This is a genomic window from Nostoc sp. FACHB-280 (assembly GCF_014697615.1).
Taxonomy (GTDB): Bacteria; Cyanobacteriota; Cyanobacteriia; order Cyanobacteriales; family Nostocaceae; genus Nostoc_B.
The window spans coordinates 13,126-36,165 of the sequence record NZ_JACJSD010000060.1 but is presented as its reverse complement, the minus strand read 5'-3'; the positions used below and the strand labels follow the sequence as shown (position 1 = coordinate 36,165).

16 protein-coding genes are annotated in these 23,040 nt (G+C 40.5%); 8 read left to right on the top strand and 8 right to left on the bottom strand.

Features of this window, described 5'->3' with window-relative positions; genetic code table 11:
* The first annotated feature begins 495 nt into the window (after positions 1–495).
* A complete protein-coding gene (locus tag H6G75_RS28995) occupies positions 496–693 on the top strand; it encodes a hypothetical protein (RefSeq protein WP_190983356.1) in 198 nt (65 codons plus the stop codon).
* A 357-nt stretch (positions 694–1,050) separates the two neighbouring features.
* Here the strand turns inward: H6G75_RS28995 and leuS are convergent, their stop codons facing one another.
* A complete protein-coding gene (gene leuS, locus H6G75_RS28990; RefSeq protein WP_190983355.1) occupies positions 1,051–3,738 on the bottom strand; it encodes a leucine--tRNA ligase in 2,688 nt (895 codons plus the stop codon).
* A gap of 450 nt (positions 3,739–4,188) precedes the next feature.
* Between leuS and H6G75_RS28985 the strand changes: the two genes are divergently transcribed.
* Positions 4,189–5,898, top strand: coding sequence for an ATP-binding protein (locus H6G75_RS28985; protein ID WP_190983353.1), 1,710 nt, complete (start codon positions 4,189–4,191; stop codon positions 5,896–5,898).
* Positions 5,899–6,207: 309 nt separating this feature from the next.
* On the top strand, positions 6,208–9,798 hold the full coding sequence (locus H6G75_RS28980; protein ID WP_190983351.1) for a tetratricopeptide repeat protein: 3,591 nt from the start codon (positions 6,208–6,210) through the stop codon (positions 9,796–9,798).
* Between the two features lie 18 nt (positions 9,799–9,816).
* On the opposite strand, the gene H6G75_RS28975 is transcribed toward H6G75_RS28980, so the two are convergent.
* The 4 genes from H6G75_RS28975 to H6G75_RS28960 form a co-directional block, all read right to left on the bottom strand.
* Positions 9,817–11,130 (bottom strand): ATP-binding protein, encoded by a 1,314-nt coding sequence (locus H6G75_RS28975; protein ID WP_190983350.1) that lies wholly within the window; start codon positions 11,128–11,130, stop codon positions 9,817–9,819.
* Between the two features lie 141 nt (positions 11,131–11,271).
* Positions 11,272–11,808 (bottom strand): methanogen output domain 1-containing protein, encoded by a 537-nt coding sequence (locus H6G75_RS28970; protein WP_190983349.1) that lies wholly within the window; start codon positions 11,806–11,808, stop codon positions 11,272–11,274.
* A gap of 209 nt (positions 11,809–12,017) precedes the next feature.
* Positions 12,018–12,593: an HD domain-containing protein gene (locus H6G75_RS28965; protein WP_190983348.1), complete on the bottom strand. Its 576-nt coding sequence runs from the start codon at positions 12,591–12,593 to the stop codon at positions 12,018–12,020.
* A 104-nt stretch (positions 12,594–12,697) separates the two neighbouring features.
* Positions 12,698–13,951: a choice-of-anchor A family protein gene (locus H6G75_RS28960; protein WP_190983347.1), complete on the bottom strand. Its 1,254-nt coding sequence runs from the start codon at positions 13,949–13,951 to the stop codon at positions 12,698–12,700.
* Between the two features lie 868 nt (positions 13,952–14,819).
* Here H6G75_RS28960 and H6G75_RS28955 point away from each other — a divergent pair.
* From H6G75_RS28955 to H6G75_RS28945, 3 genes are all read left to right on the top strand, one after another.
* Positions 14,820–15,020 carry a hypothetical protein gene (locus tag H6G75_RS28955; RefSeq protein WP_190983346.1) on the top strand — a complete coding sequence of 67 codons (201 nt, stop codon included), beginning with the start codon at positions 14,820–14,822 and terminating at the stop codon, positions 15,018–15,020.
* A 474-nt stretch (positions 15,021–15,494) separates the two neighbouring features.
* Positions 15,495–16,214, top strand: coding sequence for a hypothetical protein (locus H6G75_RS28950; protein ID WP_190983345.1), 720 nt, complete (start codon positions 15,495–15,497; stop codon positions 16,212–16,214).
* A gap of 531 nt (positions 16,215–16,745) precedes the next feature.
* A complete protein-coding gene (locus tag H6G75_RS28945; RefSeq protein WP_190983362.1) occupies positions 16,746–18,179 on the top strand; it encodes a vWA domain-containing protein in 1,434 nt (477 codons plus the stop codon).
* Positions 18,180–18,332: 153 nt separating this feature from the next.
* Here H6G75_RS28945 and H6G75_RS28940 read toward each other — a convergent pair whose 3' ends face one another.
* Positions 18,333–18,737, bottom strand: a complete 405-nt coding sequence (locus H6G75_RS28940; RefSeq protein WP_190983344.1) for a PIN domain-containing protein — start codon at positions 18,735–18,737, stop codon at positions 18,333–18,335.
* Positions 18,734–18,979, bottom strand: a complete 246-nt coding sequence (locus H6G75_RS28935) for a hypothetical protein (protein ID WP_190983343.1) — start codon at positions 18,977–18,979, stop codon at positions 18,734–18,736. The genes H6G75_RS28940 and H6G75_RS28935 overlap by 4 nt, the downstream gene beginning before the upstream one ends.
* A 472-nt stretch (positions 18,980–19,451) precedes the next feature.
* On the opposite strand from H6G75_RS28935, the gene H6G75_RS28930 reads away from it, so the two are divergent.
* A complete protein-coding gene (locus H6G75_RS28930) occupies positions 19,452–20,282 on the top strand; it encodes a hypothetical protein (protein ID WP_190983342.1) in 831 nt (276 codons plus the stop codon).
* Between the two features lie 113 nt (positions 20,283–20,395).
* On the top strand, positions 20,396–21,034 hold the full coding sequence (locus H6G75_RS28925; protein ID WP_190983341.1) for a ThiF family adenylyltransferase: 639 nt from the start codon (positions 20,396–20,398) through the stop codon (positions 21,032–21,034).
* 190 nt (positions 21,035–21,224) lie between these two features.
* On the opposite strand, the gene H6G75_RS28920 is transcribed toward H6G75_RS28925, so the two are convergent.
* A complete protein-coding gene (locus H6G75_RS28920; RefSeq protein WP_190983340.1) occupies positions 21,225–22,922 on the bottom strand; it encodes an iron uptake porin in 1,698 nt (565 codons plus the stop codon).
* Between the last annotated feature and the right edge of the window lie 118 nt (positions 22,923–23,040).

Genomic DNA, 23,040 nt, shown 5'->3' with positions numbered 1-23,040 from the left:
AACGGGTTCAATTGATATTAGCTCAATTATCTTCTGAATTAGTATCCTCTTTGACCAGTTATGATTTCATCCTTGAAGCTCTTTTCCATCAAGCTTTATTCTATGCAGGTTCATAGAGAATTGGTATAAGGTTGGTTGATTCATTTCATCCAACGCCACGCTGAGATGTTGATAACTCTCGAATGACGGTATTCTCAAGCCTCGGTTGTCTTTCATCTGACTTATCGCTAATGCAGGGAACGCCATCAGTGTCGTGATGTAGCTGACTTTATAGCCTGGGTTCCCGGTTGGACGTAAGCCATAGCGGTTACACAAAATTTTCAGTTGAGTCAGCGTCAACAGTTCAAGTTCTGTTCTTGTGAACATAGAATAGAAATTGCCATTTCATAAAGTGGTTCGGTAGGTAACAAGTTTTCCAGGCTCAATTACCTACCGATTAAACAATCTATTCGATTGCTATCAATCGATTCAAGGTATATTTATATTTCTACATGAATGCCGAACCCTAAAGGAACGCCGGAAAATTTAGAACCAGGAAAAAGAAAAGGTGATAAACCATTGACTGAACAAGTCAATTTACGTGTCACGAAAGAAATGAAGGAAGCGATACAACAACAAAATGATCCGCCTGAATTTTGTCGTGAAGCAATTCAGGAGAAATTGGATAAACAGAAACAGCAAGGTACAGGATAATGGCGGTGCTATAAGACAAGTTACAAAATTAGCGATCGCATTTGTTATTTATGCGATCGCTAATTTTTAGAAGCATTATTCTGAGGTATAGCAGAAGATTTAAAAAGCACGAATGCTAATAGTACTTTACCTCCCAATATGGTTCGGTTAACGTTTTATTATTTTGAGATCCCCCCAACCCCCCTTGAAAAGGGGAGCCAGCGCCGTGGGCGGGTTTCCCGACTTGAAGCGACTGGCGTGGGCTAAAAACTCTCTTTTACCCCCTTTTTAAGGGGGTCGCCGCAGGCGGGGGGATCTTAACCGAACCGTATTGCTTTGCCTCCTGCCTTCTGCCTCCTGCCTCCTTCAACTTTGTCTTTAACCAACAACAAAGTTCACCAACTTACCAGGTACGACAATCACCTTTTTTATCTCCTTACCTTCTAAGTGACGCTGCACAACTTCTGATTCACGGGCGTATTTTTCCAACTCAGCTTTATCTGCTTGTGATGGAACTTGAATATCAGCCCGCTTTTTGCCGTTAATTTGAATTACCAAAGTAATTTCGTCAGCGATTAAAGCAGCAGCATCATAAGATGGCCAAGTTTGGGTGTGAACTGAATTTTTATTACCCAATAAATGCCACAATTCATCAGCAATATGTGGTGCAAAAGGAGCCAGTAAAGCCACTAAAGCTTTAATACCTTCGGCATAAATTGGCGAATTTTTACAATCACTATCAGTTAAAGAATTACTCAACTTCATCAATTCTGAAATAGCAGTATTGAATTGATATTGATCTTCTAAATCTTCAGTGATTGATTTAATTGCCGTGTGAATTGCCCGACGTAAATCTTTTTCTGGTTTACTTAAATCAGCGAGTTGCGCTTGCTTGCGAGATACCCCAGCGGCCGCATAATCTGTTATCAAACGCCACACCCGATTTAAAAAGCGGAATTGCCCTTCCACATCAGCTTCATCCCATTCCAAATCTTTTTCTGGTGGCGCTTTGAATAAGATGAACATCCGCGCTGTGTCTATACCATATTTAGCAATTACATCTTCTGGCGCGACACCATTACCCTTAGATTTGGACATGGTAGCGTACAGACGTTGTAATGGTTCTCCGGTTTGGGGGTCGCGGGGGTCGGCGGGGTTAACTAAATGAGAGGGAACCCATTTATCTTTGCCGCCTTTGTTGGGATTCATGTAAGTTAAACCTTGCACCATCCCTTGAGTTAACAATCGAGCAAAAGGTTCATCAAAGTTTAATAAGCCGCGATCGCGCAATACTTTAGTAAAGAACCGAGAATATAACAAGTGTAGAATTGCGTGTTCAATACCGCCTACATACTGGTCTATGGGCATCCAGTTGTTAGTTTTGGCGGAGTCGAATACCTGCTGTTCATTCCTTGCATCGGTAAACCGCAAGAAATACCACGAAGAATCAATGAAAGTATCCATCGTGTCCGTTTCCCGCTTCGCCGGCGTACCGCAAGTGGGACAAGGGACATTTACCCAGCTTTCCAACTGCGCCAATGGTGAACCACCACGTCCAGTAAATTCCACTTCTTCCGGTAACTGTACTGGCAAATCCTTGTCGGGAACTGGCACAATTCCGCAGTTCGGACAGTGAATTACTGGGATGGGTGCGCCCCAATAACGTTGTCGAGAAATCAACCAATCTCGCAAGCGGTATTGAATGCGTTCTTTACCAAAACCTTGTTCTTGGGCATATTTGACAATCGCAGCTTTCGCATCTACCGAATTCATCCCTGTAAACTGCCCAGAATTAATCAAAATTCCTGGCTCAGTATATGCTTCGTTATATTGAATAATAAAAATTCCTGGTGATGTGTAACCCTCCACATATTCAGTAATTTCTTCTTCTGTATCTGAGGTTGACGTTAAATCAAAATCTGCCACATCTTCGGGTGCAGCAATCACAAACTCAATTGGTAAATCATAAGCCTGAGCAAACTTAAAGTCCCGCACATCATGGGCTGGTACACCCATCACCGCCCCAGTACCGTATTCATACAAGACATAATCAGCAATTAAAATCGGTACTTCTTCCCCAGTGAAGGGATTAATGGCTTTACCACCTGTGGGTATACCGCGCTTTGGTTTATCTTCGGCGGTGCGTTCCAACTCGCTTTGATTAGAAACTTCAGTAATAAAAGCTTCCACTGCGGCTTGTTGGTCTTTGGTGGTGACGCGCTTGGTTAAGGGATGTTCTGGGGCTAAAACTACATAGCTAACACCAAACACAGTATCGGGGCGAGTGGTGTACACACCAATTTTTTCCTCCATCCCCACAATCGGAAATTCTAAGTAAGCACCGACAGATTTACCAATCCAGTTAGCCTGCATTAACTTGACACGTTCCGGCCAACCTGTCAATTTATCCAAATCGTTGAGTAATTCTTCGGCGTAGTCGGTAATTTTGAAAAACCACTGGCGCAATAATTTACGCTCGACTTTTGCACCACTGCGCCAAGAACGGCCTTCGCTATCAACTTGTTCGTTGGCTAATACAGTTTGGTCGATGGGATCCCAGTTCACCGCCGCTTCTTTTTGGTAAGCTAACCCTGCTTGCAAAAACTGTAAGAAAATCCACTGTGTCCACTTGTAATAATCGGGTGAACAGGTAGCAACTTCTCTGTCCCAGTCGATAGATAAACCCAAACGCTGTAACTGTTGGCGCATTTGAGCAATATTTTGATAAGTCCACTTGGCGGGGGGAACTCCCCGGTCGATGGCCGCGTTTTCTGCGGGTAAGCCAAAGGCATCCCAACCCATTGGGTGCAAGACTCGATAACCTTGCATTCGCTTGAGACGAGCAATCACATCTGTAATTGTGTAATTACGGACGTGACCCATGTGCAAGCTACCCGATGGATAGGGAAACATGGATAGAGCGTAGAATTTTGGCTGATTGTTTTCTGTAGGGGTATTATCTAAACCCAGTTCCGCCCAGGTTTTTTGCCATTTTTCCTCAATGGCGGCGGGAGAATATTTATTTAACGCAATATCATTACCTATAGCCTTTAAATTCTCTGTCATGCTCGCTCTAATGCTTAAAAGTGTAATTTTCAGTGTTTGAGAGGGAATTTTGAGCAGAATTTTAGACTCAGAGTCCATGCTCAAAAATTTCTCATTCTTTATTATCCCTTTCTCTTCCTTTTATGTAGCTCAGAGTTAGGGAAGAAATCAGTGAGGCGATCGCAAATTAAAACATAATTCCGAAATCAAAACAAGAATAGCGGAAATTCAGTCTTGTACTCATAAAACTTGACTTGTTTTCCACCCAGTTACTCATTTGCTACTTTTCACAGCAAAATTGTGCATCCTAGCAACTGAATCTTGTATTGTATTTGATAAACCCAGATTAAAGATTTGACTAAATAACGGATTATCTGTGGCTCTACAGTGGGAAATCGGGAATTTTTAAGAAGGGTATCTTCCTAAAACTCAATTCATACACTATCCAGCAGCCAAGGATAAGGGCAAGGGATGAAAATTCGGCAAAAATTAATTTTGGGATTTTGTGGGATGGCGGCTCTTACCGGGATTATATGTACAATCTCTGCTAAACAGCAATCACACACAGCCAAATATCTAGCTGAACAAGAAGCGGAAGAAGTTGCAAGATTACTGGGATATTTTACCAGTCATGAGCTGGAAGCTCACGAAGCGCGATCGCACCAGGAAGTTTTAACTCACTTACAACAACATGTGCAAGCACTACACAATGAGCGCCAACGTGACATAGAAATTGTAGATCGCAATAAAATTATTTTGGCAGATGTCGTAACTGAAGATATCGGAACTCGATTGGAACATGATCTGAATAATGAAGTTGGTCAAACTATCCAGGATGGGATACCCAGAACTTATACAGAAACTAGTCAGGAGTATCCACATGGAATTCAACTCATTGCTGTTCCTTGTAAGACGAGCCAAGGCGAAACAGTTGGTGCGGTAATTTTAGAATATACACCTCTCTATGAGGCCGCCCTGGCAGTAGCTCAAAAAAGTATTTTTGCCACTTCAGTTATCAGCTTGGCTTGTGGGGTATTGATGTTAACAGCAGGCTTGCTGATTTCTAGTAGCATTTCCAAAGCTTTGAAAGAACTCAAGCAAGCTTTGTTGTCTGTGGCTAAAGGTCAGTTAAATACCAGAGTTAATCTTCGTTCTCAAGATGAAATTGGCGAGTTAGCCACTTGCTTTAATCAAATGGCTGATGATTTACAAAGTTTTCAGACTGATTTAGTCAACAGCAACACCCAATTACGAGACGAAATTACTGAGCGCCAGCAAGCAGAAGCTGAACTTCAGCAAGCACTGAAGGAATTAAAAACCGCTCAAGCTCAATTGATACAATCGGAAAAAATGTCTAGTCTTGGTCAACTGGTAGCGGGGATTGCCCATGAAATTAACAATCCAGCTACTTTTATTCATGGTAATTTAATTTATCTGCGGGAATATACTCAAGAACTGCTAAATTTTGTCAAACTTTACCATCAATACTATCCCCAGCCTGTGCCAGAAATGCAAGCAGTCGCAGAGATGATTGATTTAGCATTTTTACAGGAAGACATACCTAAAATGCTCAATTCGATGGCAATGGGAACTGAGCGCATTAGCCAGATTGTGCTGTCACTGCGGAATTTTGCGCGTATGGATGAAGCGGAATATAAAGCAGTGAACATTCACGAAGGTATTGATAACACTCTGTTAATTTTGCAACATCGTCTCAAAGCGGCAAATAACGCACCAACTATTCAGGTGATGCGAGAATATGGTGATTTACCTTTAGTAGAGTGCTATGCTGGACAACTTAACCAAGTATTTATGAATATTTTGGTAAATGCCATTGAGGCTATTGAAGAAGCACAAACTCATTGGATAAATCAGAGCAGCAAAGATGATCATCCCGGTCAAATAACTATTCGCACTTCAGTTATGGATGCACAGTGGGTAAAAATTGCGATCGCCGACAATGGTATCGGAATTCCAGAGAACACTCAGCAAAATATGCTTAACCCTTTTTTCACTACTAAACCTGTAGGTAAAGGTACAGGTATGGGATTATCTATTAGCTACCAAATTATTACCGAAAAACATGGTGGCAGACTAGATTGTTTTTCCAACTATGGTCAGGGTACTGAGTTTGTGATTCAGATTCCCATGAGAAATAACATTTCTAAGTTATCGCAATAGTCAAAGTAGGTTATACAATTTTAGATTTTTGATTGAGAAAGAGTTTACTGGTAAGCTTTTCAGCAATTTATCGCCATTTATACCTTATTTACCCTTACACACCATCTCAACAGAAAATTTGTGTGCGCTAGTCCTGACTATGTATAAACATTTAATTATTCTTCAACATAGCTGAAATCGCTGTATTCTCTGAATGTTCCTTGTTTCCTTTCAATGGTCTCTATCAGAAGTCAGATGATCTGGGAACACAAACTGTAAAATTACAGTTGTTCAATTAAGAAACACTACTTCTCACACTTAGGAGCAATTATGGCAAAGAAACATCTGTCGGCGTTTGCACATCGCACACTGGTTATCTTTGTCACTATGCTGATGTCATCGGAGCTAATGATTACGGCGGCTAGGGCAAATTCTCTCTACATAGCCCAAAAACCGCAAAATACCACTCCTGAAAAGCAAAAAGCCGCAGCACAAGCCAAACAACTGTTGCAAGAAGCACAGCAATTATACGAACAAGGTACAGCCACAGGGCGGCAAGCGGCGATCGCAAAATATGAAGAAGCATTGAAAATTTGGCAACAAATTGGCGATCGCAGTTACGAGGCTACCACACTCTTAGCGATCGGCACACTTTATTACACTCAAAACGACAATCAAAAAGCACTGGGATATTTTCAGCGAGGTCTAACTATTCGCCGCGAACAAAAAGACCGTTTTGGTGAAGCGGTGATGTTGAATTCTGTAGCTAATGCTTACGCTAACTTGGGTGAACCACAAAAAGCCTTGGAATTTTACAGCCAAGCATTGCGATTATTTCGTACAGAAAAAAAACCTGATTTTGTCGCTAAAACTTTAATTGGTATTGGGGGTGTTTATTTCAATGCGGGAGAAACAAAGCAAGCACTACAAGCTTATAATCAAGCACTGGAAATCCAACGTCAACAAAAAAATTTAGATGGGCAAGCTGATATTTTACAAACTATCGGTATTACCTATGGTAATTTGGGTGAAACACAAAAAGCCTTGGAAGCTTTTCAACAGTCATTAGAAATTCAACGAACTAAAAATGACTTGGGTGGACAAGCAGATGCACTTAATTATATTGCTGTAGTTTATTTATCCATTGGTGATGAGCAAAAGTCTAGAGAAGTTCTCAATCAATCACTAAAACTGCAACAACAAATTGCAGCGAATCTTTCCGGTGTAGCTTTGGCATTTAACCTCACAAAGCAAGCTGTAACTTTGAGTGAACTGGCAGGTAGCTATTCTTTTAGTGAACCACAAAAATCTTTAGAATACTATAACCAAGCGCGATCGCTGTTACAAAAAGCAGGTAATCCCAACTTGGAAGCAGAGCTATTAAGTCAAGTGGCTTTAGTCTACGATCGATTGGGTGAAAAGCAAAAAGCACTTGATGTTTTAAATGAAGCAATTGCTCTGCAACGTCTAACTAAAAATCGGGCGCGGGAAGCTTTTAATCTAGATACAATTGGTGGAATTTATGCTTCATTAGGTGATTATCAAAAAGCCATTAATACTTACAACCAAGCCCTAACTATTGAACGTGACGTGAAAGATGTTAGCGGGGAAGGCAATACACTGAAAAATATTGGTTTAGTGTATAGTTTACTTGGTGATCATAAAACAAGTATTGACACTTATAATCAAGCCCTAGAAAAATTTAAAAGTACAGGCGATCGCGATAGATTAGCTTTAACTCTAGATAACATTGGCAGTGCCTATCGGGCTTTAGAAAATTATCCCAAAGCCATAGAATATTATAACCAAGCCCAGCAAGTACGCCGCGAACAAGGAAATGTAATTGGCCAAGTTAGTGCCATTAGCGGTATTGTCCGAGTTTACGAAGCATTAAAAGATTATCCCAAAGCCTTAGAGGCGACTAAGCAAATTTTGGCATTGGCACAGCAAACAAAAAATAGCTTTGCCGAAACCAGTGCTTATGCTTTCTTTGGCAGAGTTTATTTAGCGGCTGGTGATTATCAAAAAGCTTTAGATGCTTCGCAAAAAGCTGTGGCTGGTTGGCAAAAATTAGGGCAGAAAACTGCCCAAGCCAATGTTATTGGTAACTTGGGTAAAACTTATAATGCCTTAAAACAACCACAACAAGCGATCGCCACTTACAATCAAGAATTAAAATTGCGGCAGATGATAGGCGATCGTACCGGAGAAGCCGAAACACTGTATTCTATAGCTCAGACAGAGCGCGATCAAGGCAATCTCACCGCTGCCCGCACCCACATCGAAAACACCATTAAAATTGTCGAAGATATCCGCACCAACGTTACCAGCCAAGACTTGCGGACAACTTACTTTGCCTCTGTGCAGAAATATTATCAGTTTTATATCGACTTGCTCATGCGGCTACATAAACAGCAACCATCCCAAGGTTATGATGCTTTGGCATTGCAAGTCAGCGAACGTGCAAGGGCGCGTAGTCTTTTAGACTTACTCAAAGAAGCTAATGCAGATATCCGTCAAGGTGTTAACCCTAAACTACTGCAAACAGAACTCAACTTACAACAACAACTCAACGCCAGGGAAACATTGCGTATCCAACTGTTAAGCGGGAAATATACGGAATTACAAATTAAAAATTTAGACAAAAAAACTGAAGAAATACTGCAACAGTATCAACAAGTCCAAACAGAAATTAAAAATAGCAGTCCACGTTACGCTGCCTTGACCCAACCACAACCTTTATCATTAAAGCAAATTCAGCAGCAAGTATTAGATGACAATACTTTACTCTTAGAATACTCCTTGGGAGAAGAACGCAGTTATCTTTGGGCTGTGAGCAAAAACAGCATTACAAGTTACGAACTACCCAAACGTGCTGATATTGCCGCAGCCGTGCAGAAATTCCGCGATGCTTTAACCGCCCCATCCCAAAGAACAAGTGTCGCCAGAGGCAGCAAAGCCGCAATGGAATTATCACAAATAATTCTCGCTCCAGTTGCCCAGCAACTCGGCAAAAAACGCTTAGTTGTAGTTAGTGATGGCGTTTTGCAGTATGTCCCCATTGCAGCATTAGCAATACCCAACAGTCAAACCTATCAACCACTAATCACAACCAACGAAATTATTTCCCTCCCCTCAGCCTCAACCATTGCTTTACTGCGTCAGGAAGTCAAAGGGCGCAAAAAAGCTCCAAAAACTGTAGCTGTACTGGCAGATCCTGTATTTTCTGCTCAAGATGAGCGGATTAAAAACCAACCCCCAAATCGGCTATCTATTATTCCAGACTTGGATACCTTTGACCTAAAACAATTAGCACGTTCAGCCAGAGAAGCAGACATTGACTTTGAACGGTTGCGCTTTACTCGCCAAGAAGCCGAGACAATTCTTTCTCTGGTATCTAATAAAGAACGTAAGCAAGCCTTAGACTTTACCGCTAGTCGGAATTTAGCCACCAGCCCAGAGTTAAGCCAATATCAAATCATCCATTTTGCCACTCACGGCATCCTCAACAGCCAAAATCCCGAATTATCTGGGGTTGTGCTGTCGTTGTTTGATAATAACGGCACTCCTCAAAATGGTTTCTTGCGTCTCCATGATATTTTTAACCTGAATTTGCCAGCAGAGTTAGTAGTTCTCAGTGCTTGTCAAACAGGGTTAGGAGAAGAAGTCAAGGGAGAAGGATTAGTTGGGTTAACTAGAGGATTTATGTATGCGGGTAGTCCCCGTGTGGTTGTAAGTTTGTGGAGTGTGGATGACCAAGCTACATCGGAATTGATGAAGCTATTTTATACCAATATGTTACGCAAAAATTTAAAACCTGCGGCGGCGTTAAGGGCAGCACAAATAGAAATGTTTCGGAATCAAAATTATGCCGCACCTTATTATTGGGCTGCGTTTACCTTACAAGGTGAATGGAGATAATTCGGAAAGAATTCTTCTTCAAGCTGGCTCAATGGGTAACTCAATACTAAATTCAGTTCCCCAAGTTGGATCAGACATCATATTAATTCGACCACGATGCCCTTCAATAATTTGATAACTAATCGATAAGCCTAAGCCTGTTCCTTGCCCGACAGGTTTAGTAGTAAAGAAAGGATTAAATATTTGATGATGAATCTGCGAGGGTATACCGTTACCGTTATCTTTGATGCGAATTGCAATGTAGCAATTGTTGAGTTTTTCTGTGTGAATCCAAATACGATTGGGGTGATTTTGCCTTAATTCTGGCGATCGCAATTTTTCTGCTTCTTGTAAAGCATCAATCGCATTATTTAAAATATTCATAAAAACTTGATTGATTTGCCCAGGAGAACAATAAACCAAAGGCAACTCACCATATTCCTTAATTACTTCAATACCAGAAAACTCCGCACTAGGGTTGAGACGACTTTGTAAAATCATCAATGTCGCCTCTAAACCTTGATGAATATCAACCACCTTGAATTGTGCTTCGTCTAAGCGAGAGAAGTTTCGCAAAGAATTCACGATCTCAGCAATCCGTTCTGCACCTATCTGCATTGAATAAAGCAATTTTTTGATATCTTCTTGGAGAAAGTCTAGTTCTATGTCAGCAGTTGCTTTCTGAATTTTGGGGCTGGGATGGGGATATTCTTGCTGATATAGCTGAATTAGGTTGAGTAAATCATTGTAATAGCCACTGGCATAGCTCAGATTTCCATGAATAAAGGTAATCGGATTATTAATTTCATGGGCAATACCGGCGACTAACTGTCCTAACCCAGACATTTTTTCTGTTTGCACAGCTTCTAGCGCACTTTGCAGTTTAATCAGAGTATGTTTTAAGGTTTCATTTGATTGTGCTAATTCTGCTTGAATGCGTTGGCGCTGTTGAATTTCTTGACTCAAGGCATGAATTTTTTGGTTCAGCACCACAAATTCAGTTGTCGTACGCTTTTCTAAACGGAGTAAATTAATTGCTAGACTTTGCTGCGATCGCGGTTGAATTACTGCACCTTGACAACGACAAGCAATTCCCTCGCCTTCAGTTTGCTGAATAGTAAAAGCGCCCAAAATCATTTGACGACTTTGAGCGCACATTTTGAGATAATCTGTTATCTTCTCTAAAGAGTCAGTGACAAACTCACTTAAACAATGACCAATCAAGGCTTTACTAGTTTTATTAAACAGTTTAGTAGCAGCTTGATTGACTGCCAAAATTTCACCTGCGCTAGTCACAAGTAGCATAGGTTCCGGCAAAACCTGGGCAAAAGTTAAAAATTGATCAGGTGTCATGATCTTGAGGTATCACAGCAGGATATTTGCCTTTGTGCAGAACACTCATCAAGTAAAAGTGAGAAGACTTAGCCATGTTTAAAGAAATCAACTTCAGCCGAGAAATATTACAGCCACGAGATTGTCAGCCTTATGCTGCTACTATACTTTGAAGTATTCTTGTCCGGCAAATTCCTCGGATATGTCACTAGGTTTGAGATGAATAATCACAGTGCATTCCTTTGCACCTCTGGCGATGGTGTCTTTTAACTCTACCCTGGCATAACCAAGATTATCTGCTGCGATCGCGCCAAATATATTCGATGTCATCACACACATAGCTTCACGTCCTTCTACCTGTTCTGCAAAAGGACATTTACGATTACCTAAAACAATCTTTTCATCACTTTCTTCAATCACGTAAAAGTCACCTTGAATTCGGCGCTTCCAATCTACAAGAACAGCAGTTACCTGCTCACGCGAAAGATTAGATACTTCCAACCCTTGATGATATATCTGATTGACGTGCTGACCTGTTCGATAACCAACTACATTCAAAAAGCCTGCCGCTTCTTCAATTCCAACAACATCTTGTAAAGTTCCCGCCAATTCTCGAATGATAGTTCGCAAAAACTGGTCACGCTCTATAGGTAGTTCTAAAGATTGTATTTGTTCGTCAAGCAAAGATGTTTGAACCATGATGAATTTATTCCCCGGATATCTACACAGAAGAATCTTCAATAGCACTACGTTTCAGGAAAATCAGCGAAATATCAAAATATCTTTCTTAAGTACTATTGACACACAACTATTGATAGTCTTCCCTGATTAATTGCCAAACTCACATCAACATAGGAGAATCCAGGATTTAGAAGCCAAAGTCCCTAATTTAGCCGTATATAACTGGTTTAAATATCATCTGATTGTATATATGCCTTGTAGTTTTCAATTTTACTAGCCAACCTTGCAGCCAAAAACGGACTTGCATCTTTCAAAGCTTCATAAATCTCTATAGCTTCTTCTCGATATTTAATAATTTTTTCTTGACTCCAGTAATGTGGAGGTGCTTGGAGGTTGCTGATTCTATCTGCTAACTTAACCATCCAAATTTCTGGCGGTTGTTGTTTTATCCGCCTTAAACTATCTGCCATTTGCAAATGTTTTGCCAAACTATTATCTTTGGTTAATGCAAGTACACCTTTGGCAACTGCTTCACCAAACTCGGCTTTAATTTTTTCAAAATTTGTATCGGTGTCTTCGATGGTGTCATGCAAAACTGCACATTGAATTGCCAAATTACCATCAGTTACTTTTTCCAAACTTAAGGCTGCTATTAATTCCATACTGACAAAACTCAGGTGTATGATATAAGGCAGCTCAGAACCGGGAATAGTTTGGTCTTGATGTGCGATCGCAGCAAATTGATAAGCCTTAATATAACTTTCTTGTGACCAGTTTTGGGAATGAATTTGATTTTGATTCATGTCAAAAATTATAAATCAAACATTTAATAACTTAGAATCTTAGATCCCCGGCTTCTTTGAGAAGTCGGGGATCTAGTTTCGCAGACATAATTGAATGTTACTGACTAAATTTTCTCACCAGTCATAGCTGATTTAGTGGATAATTTATTCCGGCGAGAAAAGCCAAATAAACCAACTACAAAAAGTAATCCCATCACTGTACTTGGTTCTGGTACTGAGGTTGAAACAGGAGGCTCAGGAGTTGGGTTAGTTGGAGTTTCAGGTGTTTCAGGAGTGGGTTCAGTTGGAGTTTCTGGTGTTTCGGGAGTTGGGTTAGTTGGAGTTTCTGGTGTTTCGGGAGTTGGGTTAGTTGGAGTTTCTGGTGTTTCGGGAGTGGGTTCAGTGGGAGTTTCTGGTGTTTCGGGAGTTGGGTTAGTTGGAGTTTCTGGTGTTTCGGGAGTTGGGTTAGTTGGAGTTACTGGTGTTTCAGGAGTGGGGTTAGTTGGGGTTTCTGGCTGTGGCTTAGGTATGTTAGGTAAGTTCCCAGCAAACTTAGTATTGTGAAACTCACCACTACCAGATAGCGAAGAAGCTACTAAAGTTCCTTCTACATTCCCGTTATTAAATAGGACATTAGCTTTAGTTGCCAGTACACTACCGTAGAACGAGAAACCAGTAGTTTTTACCTGAGTAGCATCAACAAAGTTAAACAAAATATTTTGTTTATTTAGTCCATTAAGGTTAAGTCCAAAGTTACTAATGTTGACGCTATTACCTAAAATATTAAAAATTACTGTAGAGTTACTACCTACTCCAGCAATATTCAAATAAGTGCTGTTAGAAAACTGTGAACCATCAATAGTGAAAATATTTAAATCACTATTGTTACCCTGAAGATGAATTCCATTCCATTTATACTCTGTAGAACCTGTAGCACTTAACCCACCTAAAGATTCAGAAAGATAAGTTAATTCTTGGCGGGCTGTCTCAAAATTGAGCGGTGTACCTGAACTAACACCACAGTTTGGAGAACAGTTGAAATTCACAGAAGTTTTAACACTACCACCGACAACAGCATTACCACCAAAAATTTGACCACCGTTGTAAGTTAAATCTCCACCTACTATCAGTCTAGTATCTGTACCATTAGAATTAGCTAAACGGTCAGCGATACCAAAATTAGTGAATGTCGCATTACCACCAACTGCTACACGACCTTCAGAGTCAGAACTTTGATTCATGTCTCCAAACACGAATACGTTATAGTCTTGTGCGGCTCCCAAATTAACAGCCATAGCTGGTTCTATTAAACTTGCTATGGTAACGGTTGCTAGAGATAGAGGAATCACAGCAAATTTTGTTTTGTGTTTTATCGACATTGTTAGTATGACTAAATAACTGCCTTACTAATGTAATTTCTATTCAATTAATGTTAGATAAATACATCGTAAAATTCTAGAGAAAATATCATCTTCTAAAATGAGTTAAATAACCGTATTTTCCACAATATCCGAAACAGACAATATTTTTTCATAGTATTTATACGGTGAAATTCATTCCGGAATATTCACAAAATCATTTCAATATATAGACCAAAAAGATGTGAAGAGAATAAGGGGCAGGGTGCTGGGTGCAAGGGGGAACAATCTTCCTTATGCTAGTCGCCGAGCGAAGTTGAGGTAAGTCGAGGTGCTACCCCCTACTTTTTTAACCATCCTCTTGACATTATCTGAAATACATACTACAAATGTATTACAAGGATGACAGCCCACTCAAAAGGCAAAAATTCATCCTTGCAGAACCTTGATAACTCGATAAACACAGCTATTTTCCGCATTACCCACTTTTGGGGCCGCGATTGGCGTTCGACTGCTCCGAAACCAACAAACGGACGGTTGCAGGAGTCGGGTTCGATTCCCGACGGCTCCACTAACCAATAAGGTAAAAGGAAAAAGTTAAAAGGCAAAAGAAAAGCATAATCTCTATTAATTTTTACAAGCTTGGGTCTGTAGCTCTAACGGTAGAGTTCCCGGATTCCACTTGTGTCCTAACAGAAAAAGCTTACATACTAGCTCAATAGTAGAGCGATCGCTTGGAAACGATAAGTTGCAGGTGCGATTCCTGCGTGTGTTACCACGGCTTTTTCAACTTGCATGAGGAGTGAGTGCAACTCTCACAGGGAGGGTATCGGTTCAATTCCGATCAGATCCACTAATACTCATTTGTAATTTAAAAGAGGTGATTCCAATGGTTCATATTCGATTTGAAGGACGTTCTGTTGATGTTGCAGAAAGACAATTAGGAATTGTTGCAGGGATGAATGATGTAACAGTCAAAGAACAGGTAGCGCGACATTTAGATGTAAATCGCGATCGCCTTTCTGCTTACATAGTAGATCGTCGCCCTAGTGGTGATTTGATTGTTCGTCCTGAAGCTGTCTACGGTTGAAGACCCTAATTTTCCGTGTCCTGACACATCAAGCATACATACACATTGATAACGGCTCTAAGGTAGTAAAATTCGAGCGATCGAACTAGCGAAGCATGATTTCTAAGTCTCTCGCAGATTTAGCGTGCGTGTCCACTGCCAATATTTGGTAAGAACGGCCGTAGTTGTAACAAGCTTTTTGAACTCGCACGGAATTATTTAAACTTTATTCCGCACCCTAACTTGTAAAGCCTACACACTATCCAGAAATGGATATACAGGTTCGATTCCTGTCGCTCCCGCTAATGGGAGCGTAGCCAAAATTGTAAAGGCAATTGTTAAAACTGCTTTGCTAACTTGTGCGGAATTCCAATAATTGAAATTGTATTTAACTAAAACATTAATTCAATCATAGAGAGGTGAGTTCAATGATGTCCCATAACTTATGTAGCCACAAAACCCCATCAGTAAAACTATCTTTAAAGAACATAAGTTATGAGCGAACATCGTTTGAGCGAAGTGGTGATTGAACGTCCTCGTCATGGTAAAAGAATTAGTCTAAAAAAGCAGACAGGCTATAAAAAGCAACTGTATAAACTCACTCAAGAAGCAACTGAATATGGGTTATTCAATCCCTACATAATTAAAACCAACCGCAGACATAGAACAAAGCATTCTTCAGATCAGCTTGGCCCTTTGCGTCGCTTTTTGCGCTCTCATATTGGACAACCTTGGGATGATGTTTATAGCAAACTCTGTCAACGTTTAAAGACTAACACAATGACAGGACAACACGTTATTGGTCACTTGTGGGATGTCGTTGAACGCCACGTAGAAATCATTGATGGTGTCTTGTATGGGAAGTCTTATCGGTGGTATGGAATTAAATTAGATGGGATTGACCGCAATTGCTTCTATGTTCATCCAGAAACAGGGATTCTTTGTGTAGCAAGGCGAGTAGCTCGTAGGTGGAATTACCCAAGTAATAATGATGTTATTAGCATTGATGATTATCATCAATACCAAAAAATAAACGATATATGGTATCTCGTTACTTTTGAAGATTTTCCCCCTGACCCAAAAGATTATACAAAGGATATTTTTAAAGGTGTACTTAATGAGTATTGTTCAGCCGGTGACGTTTACGCTGTGAAAAAACAACAGTGTAATAAAAAACAACTCCGATGGATTTTAAAACAAATTTCTCAAACTTAAAATTTTTCACTTCGTGTCCTAACCGCAAAAGCCTACATACTAGCCGAATTGGAATAGGCACTTGACTTAAAAGCAAGCAAATACAGGTACCCTCCGGGAAGCTGCCCATAGGGCATCTACAAATCCTGTGTATGAATCAACAGCTTTTTCGACTTACATGAAGTGATTTTATTCATCACAAATTATGAGTTAAATGCAACTCAGTTTCTCTCAAATAACATAATATCGGCAGTTGTTGCCGCGCCCCGATCGCAGAAGCTTACATAACTCTCAATCAGTTACACCAATGCTTCTAAGAGAATGTTTGAAAAGTCTCTGGTGGTGTATTAAATAATTTTAGATCCCCCTAAATCCCCCTTAAAAAGGGGGACTGGAAGAATTTCCCCCCTTTTTAAGGGGGGATAGGGGGGATCAAGAAATGTTAATAATCACAACCAACCACTTTTCAAACAACCTCTAAAACTTGCGCGGTGACAATATCACCCCGCGTGCAACACTGCCTCCTGATGCAACATAATTAGAGGAGGTATGATGAATACTACAGAACGCGACTTGCGTTTAGAAATGCTCAACAGTTTGCTGACAACACCTCACCGCAAACTTGAGCAAGTTGCAGAAATTCATAAGTTAATAGTTGAACTCGACCCTATATTTTACGGACATTTGGCAGTTTGGTATCAGCGTTATGGTGATGTCCGCGACCACAAGGAAGTGTTTGTGGCTCATTTGCTAACTAGCAATTTGACTGAACATAGAGATGCTGGATTTATCATGCTGCAAGAGTTTCCGCCTTATCAGGTGGCTCGTGTAGTCGATTTTATGAAGCAGCAGCAAAATAAAATGCCACGTTCAGCGCGGACTGCGGTGCGACGTTACCTCAAAACCAGAGAAAGTAATCCGGTTTTATTCGATCGCGCGGCGCTGCGAGGACGTAAAGCCATGAAGCATTTGTATGCGTCTCTGCACATCAAGCCAAACGAACGTGCAAATGCGATTTTGTTCCGCGACACTCCACCAGAAGGTTCTTTGGCAAATGTGTTGAAGCAACTGGCTAAGGCAAACAGTACCGCCGAACAAGCAAGGTTGATTGTGGAATTTAAGATTCCCTATACTATTGCGATCGGTGCAATCAAACAACTTACACCAGTTGTCTTGGTAGCCTTAATCAACAGCATGACTCCCCAAGAAGTGATCAATAACCTCAAGTCACTCCAGGCGCGGGGTGCAATGGATCATCCAGAAGTCAAAAAGCTGATTGATTCTAAGCTGGAAGAAGCATCTAAAAGTGGACGTGTGGCTGCATTTAAAGCCCAGATTGCCGCAGACACCGCAGACTTCGACGCAGATACCGTTGCGCGACTAGAAAAAGTCACTAACGAGCAGGTGAAACGACGCGGAACAATTGCCCGTCCAACCGCTTTGCTGATTGACAAATCTGGTTCAATGGATAATGCGATCGCTCTTGGTAAGCAACTTGCGGCGCTGATCTCTGGTATCACCCAAGCAGAATTGTTTGTCTACGCCTTCGATACCATTCCCTACCCTATCACCGCTAAAGGCAAAGAGTTAACAGATTGGGAGCGTGCCTTCCAGCACATCAATGCAGGTGGTGGTACGAGTATCGGTTGTGCATTGGAAGCAATGCGGAAGAAAAAGCAGGTAGTTGACCAAATTATTCTGGTGACAGATGAAGGTGAAAATGCTACACCTTACTTCAGTGAAGCCTATAAGACTTACTGTCGTGAGTTTGCAGTGATGCCTAATGTTGTAATTGTCCGTCTTGGTACTTATTACAACTGGGTAGAAACTCAACTCAAGCAGCAGCAAGCACCTGTAGAAACCTTCACCTTTGCCGGCGACTACTACAGCTTACCTAACCTTGTTCCACTGCTAACACGTCCCTCTCGTTTAGAGTTGCTAATGGAGATTTTAGATATGCCATTGCCTGTGCGTGAGGATAAGTAGACTGAAAAATGGGTGCGTTATGTTTATACTTGACGCACCTCATAACCTCAAGCAATTTTTTTAACGAACCGCATAGACGCGTTAGCGGCTTCCCGCAGTCAGTCAACTACAGTAATTTTATTTTTACTTTATAAATAACCTCTTACACTCATCTTATGAATGAATAGAAATCATTTTAATGCTTTGAGTACGATGAATAGATTTTCCTAGTTTTTCATTAGTAACAAATTCCGTTGCTCCTACAGATATAGCGGACGCAATATGTAAAGCGTCCATTGCCCCCACGCCAAATTTACTTGATTCTTCATAAGCTATCTCAATAATTGAATTTATATCATTTGCCCAATAAGAAACTTCATCAAAAAAGGCTTCATAAAACTTAACTTCAGTTTTTTGCTGATTATAAATTGCTTTCGGCAATACTTCTAACTTCAGAAAAATACTAGAAGCAAATTCTCGGTTTTCATCCTCCAAAATTTGTAAAGCTTTCTCAGCTATATCTCCTTGAGAACGAGCAGCATAAATTAAAACACCAGCATCAATAAAAGTACGAATCATCTCAGGTCTTCTCCATAACCACCCCGACGTTCTGCTTTCTCTATATCTGCTTCTTTCGCAGTTAACAAAGGAAGACCAGAATCAATAATTTCTTGACGAATTGCTCTTAATTTTTTACCTAACTTAGACCCATGTTTTATTTGATGCTTTTGGCTTTCAAGTGAATCAATAAATGCTAAAACTTTTTCTTGTTCATCTGCATTTAATTCTTGCAATTTATCCAGTATTTGTTCGAGGGTCATATTGGTTATCACTTTGTTTGTCAAAAGAATCATAATACATTTATATTGTACTTTCTAGGATTTTATTTGCATCAACATTAACCCAAGCTGATGATATGGATGACTGATATTCAGATGACTAGCCTATACTACAAAACTTTCTTGCCATCTATGGGAACTTTTGTAGTATAATGTATTATAAATCCAGCGTGACCCGACTCTTGGAGCCTACATACTAGTACGAGAGGAAAAGTAACACTGTCAAATGCAGTGGGCGTTTGTGAACGGGGAGTGCGAAGAACCTGGGAAGTTGGCTTGAAAGTAGCCATCTTTTAAAGAGTGTGTAATAACTCACCAGTGGAGTCCCTCTAGTAACTGAGAAAACGCAATGCTCTATCAACTTGCACGCGGGACTATATAGCAATCTTAAAATTATTGTTTATTACTAAGATCCCCGACTTCTTTTGAGAAGTCGGGGATCTGAAACCTACTTATGACTAACATACGTAAGCTAATTAACCAAATTGCTAGTGCAGAAGCTGAGTTATTTACTAGTGAATTTCTCGCGCCTTGTGTCAAAGGTGGGCGAGTTCGCACAAAGGTAGCGGGGATGGTCTATACCTTCACACCAAAGCCGAGTAAATTTGAAGGTTGGGGTATTTTTCAGCCTGTGGATACAAAGACAGCAAAGGTTATTGAAGAAGCCGACTTACCCCAAATTGGAGAATATCTGCAACATTTTCCTCAAATCAGGTTGCGGTTAGCACATCAATTACAGGGAAAAACTTGGTTAGCATATCCGGTGAATGAAGTAGATGTGCGTCAACGGTTACAGGTAGTAAAGCCGATCGCAGTACATTTAGTAACTGAGGCTAAAGTATTTGAGCAAATTATCGCTCGTTGGAATGGACAATCGTGCTGGTTTGAGGATATTGATCGCCGTACAGATCCGATAATTGTGGAAACTCTGCAATCTGCTGTGAAGCGACTGATTCCCGTAGAGGAATTGCAGTTTAAAGATTTGACTCCAGAAATTCGCACTGTGTATGAATTAGCAACTAAGCGGATTGAGGGTTTTGATCAAACCAAACAAGATGAAAAGCGATTGAAAAAAGCTTTGCAGATGGGTGGTGGTGAATTAAACCAATTTCATGATCGTGGTGATTACTGGACAGTCGATTGGACAACTGCGGATGGTGTGCGTCACAGTAGTGCGATCGCAAAATCTGATTTGACGGTTATTAGTTCTGGTATTTGTCTGAGTGGACGCGATCGCGATTTTGATTTGCAATCTTTAGTCGCTGTTATGGAACAACAATCATAAGTCAAAAGTAAAAAGTTAAAAGTAAAAAGAGAATAATTTTAGTGATTCATATTTATTTTTACTTATTACTTTTGCCTTTTCATTTTTTACTTTTAACTTGGAGCAAAGCAATAATGAGCATATTTTTTCACGAACAGCTTTACCGCAGCAATGCTGTTATGGCAAAGTTGAAAAATTATCCTGTAACAATTTGTGGCGCAGGTGCATTAGGCGCTAACATTGCGGAAAATTTGGCTCGGTCTGGTTTTGATAAACTGACGGTGATTGATTGCGATCGCATTGAGGAACATAATCTTTCCACTCAACCTTACTACCGTGCTGATGTTGGTGCATTCAAAGTGAAAATTTTGGCTAATAATTTATATCGGGCAGTTGGTACGAAAGTTGATGCTAAAACTAAAGAATTGACATCAGAAAATACCCATCAATTACTTAAAGATAGTCAGCTAATTGTTGATGTTTTTGACAACAGTGTGTCACGCCAAGCGGTGAAAGATTATGCTGATCAATTTAGCATTCCTTGTATTCATGCTGGGTTAGCTGCTGATTATGCAGAAATCATTTGGAATGACGTTTATCGCGTACCTTCCGACGTGAATGATGATATCTGTGACTATCCACTGGCACGAAACTTGGTGATGTTAACTGTGGCAGTGACTTGTGAAGCGATCGTTTCATTTATTGCTACACAAGAGCAGCATAATTTCACAATCACCCTCAAAGATTTGCATGTGCAGTCTTTATGTTTGTGAACTCATAAAAAAAGGGAAAGTTATCACTTTCCCTGAGCTATGAAGTATCTACTAAACTCCCAGATTTAGTAGTAATAGCTTTTAGCTGACTTATTAGCCTTCTATTATTATTGAATCTTCCATCATCAAATAAATCAGACTAAAGTCACCATTTATTGTATGACTTTAGTCACGCTTAAAGTTTGACGATTTAGAAAGTGAATGTGGTTCGGATTGTGCCAATCACAATATCATCGTTGTTGCTGTTATGGTCTGGTGCAGTTAACCAAATCACTCCAGGTGTAATGCTGATATTCTCGCTGAGTTTGTATTGATAGAAGCCTTCAATATGCAGTGAAGTATCACGATCTGTACCAACAGCATCTCTCAACCCACTACTAGCACCTGTGACTTTTGGTTCCATCCCTACAATAATGCCGCCAACACTGCCTTCTTTACCCAAATCTGGGAAGGCGAGGGTAACAGCATAGTTCCAAATGTCTAGTTCACCGCGAGGAATAGTGCCAAGATTGGTGTCAACTGCTGCTAGGGTACGTGTATTGGTATAACCAACCCAACCACCAATCACAAACTTTGGACTAAGTTGGAAAGATGCTTGAAAACCGTAGGAATTACTGGAAATCGGCAAATCTATTTCTTCACCTAAAGCATCAATGAAAGCTGGATTACTTGCCAAGGCAGTACGTAAGTTAGCACGGTTACTACCAGCACCCAAGTCTGCATTATAGGAATTAACGTAGGTAAAGCCGAGGGTCAAACCTTTAGTCGGTTGGACTGTTAACTGTCCGATCGCACCATACGCGCCGTTAAATAAACCATTTCCAGAGGTGGGATCGTCAGGACTACCAGCTAAATAACCTAAACTTAATTCTATTTGGTCATTAAATTGGTGTCTCAGACCAATTCCCGCACCATCAACGGGATAATATATCGGGTTGCGTGTACCAAATACAGACAATGCACCAAAATCACCATCACCGTCAAAAAATGGGTTTACGGTGTTGGTAAAGTCATCAGCCGCACCAGCGTTAGCTTCTAAGATGACGGTGGTTTTGTCGCCTAGAGGGAAGCTATACAACAGTGCGTCTATTTCCACACTATTATTATTTCCCGAACTGAAGGTGTCATTGTTTGTAAAGCGCAAATCACCTTCTGGTGTCAAGGTGGAAGCAGATACAGCATTTAAGTTGGTGGCTTGTAGGCGGGTTCTTAACAAGTCTTTACCAGTAAAACTGGTGTTGAAATCCAGTCGGATTCTATCGCCAAAAGCAGTGTTTCTATCAAGTTTCTCACCGTTGGCGCGATCGCCTGCAAAAAAACTGACTGGTGCAAAAATCGCAGTCCCACTAAGTTTGGTTGTGGTGGAAAACTGATTTGCTTCTAACTCAGAGGTACGTGCTTCTAGTGCATCTACACGACCCCGTAATGTCGCTAGTTCTGCCGCAAATTCTTCTTGGAGTTTCTGTAATTTGGCTAAATCTTCTTTTGTGACTAAATCAGCTGTGGCGGTAGCCAGTAGTTCGTTAACTCTATCTAAACAAGCATTTAAACCCGCCGCAAACTCATAGCGTGTGAGTGCGCGATTACCACGATAAGTACTATTTGGATAACCTGCAATACAACCATAACGCTCTACCAGTGATTGCAATGCTTGAAATGCCCAATCTGTAGGTTGTACATCCGACAATTGCGACACAGAGGTAACTTGTGCCATTGTCTGTTCTTGATGTAAATTCTCAAGTGGTTTTTCGGAACTATTAACAAATAATGGCTGATTTTTATCTTCTGATGTGGTCGATATTTCTCCCGCAAAAGTAGTATTACTGATTGATATTATGCTGCTGCTAACTGCTGAAATTAGCAGTAAATAAGACAATGGTTTCTGCATTTTCCCTCACACTTCTATACCGTCTGTAGCACTTATAACTGTGCTATTTCCATCACGCTTTTAAAAGGTATTCTCAAAATATTATCAGTACTCAGTAACTCTTTTAACAGAGAAAGTC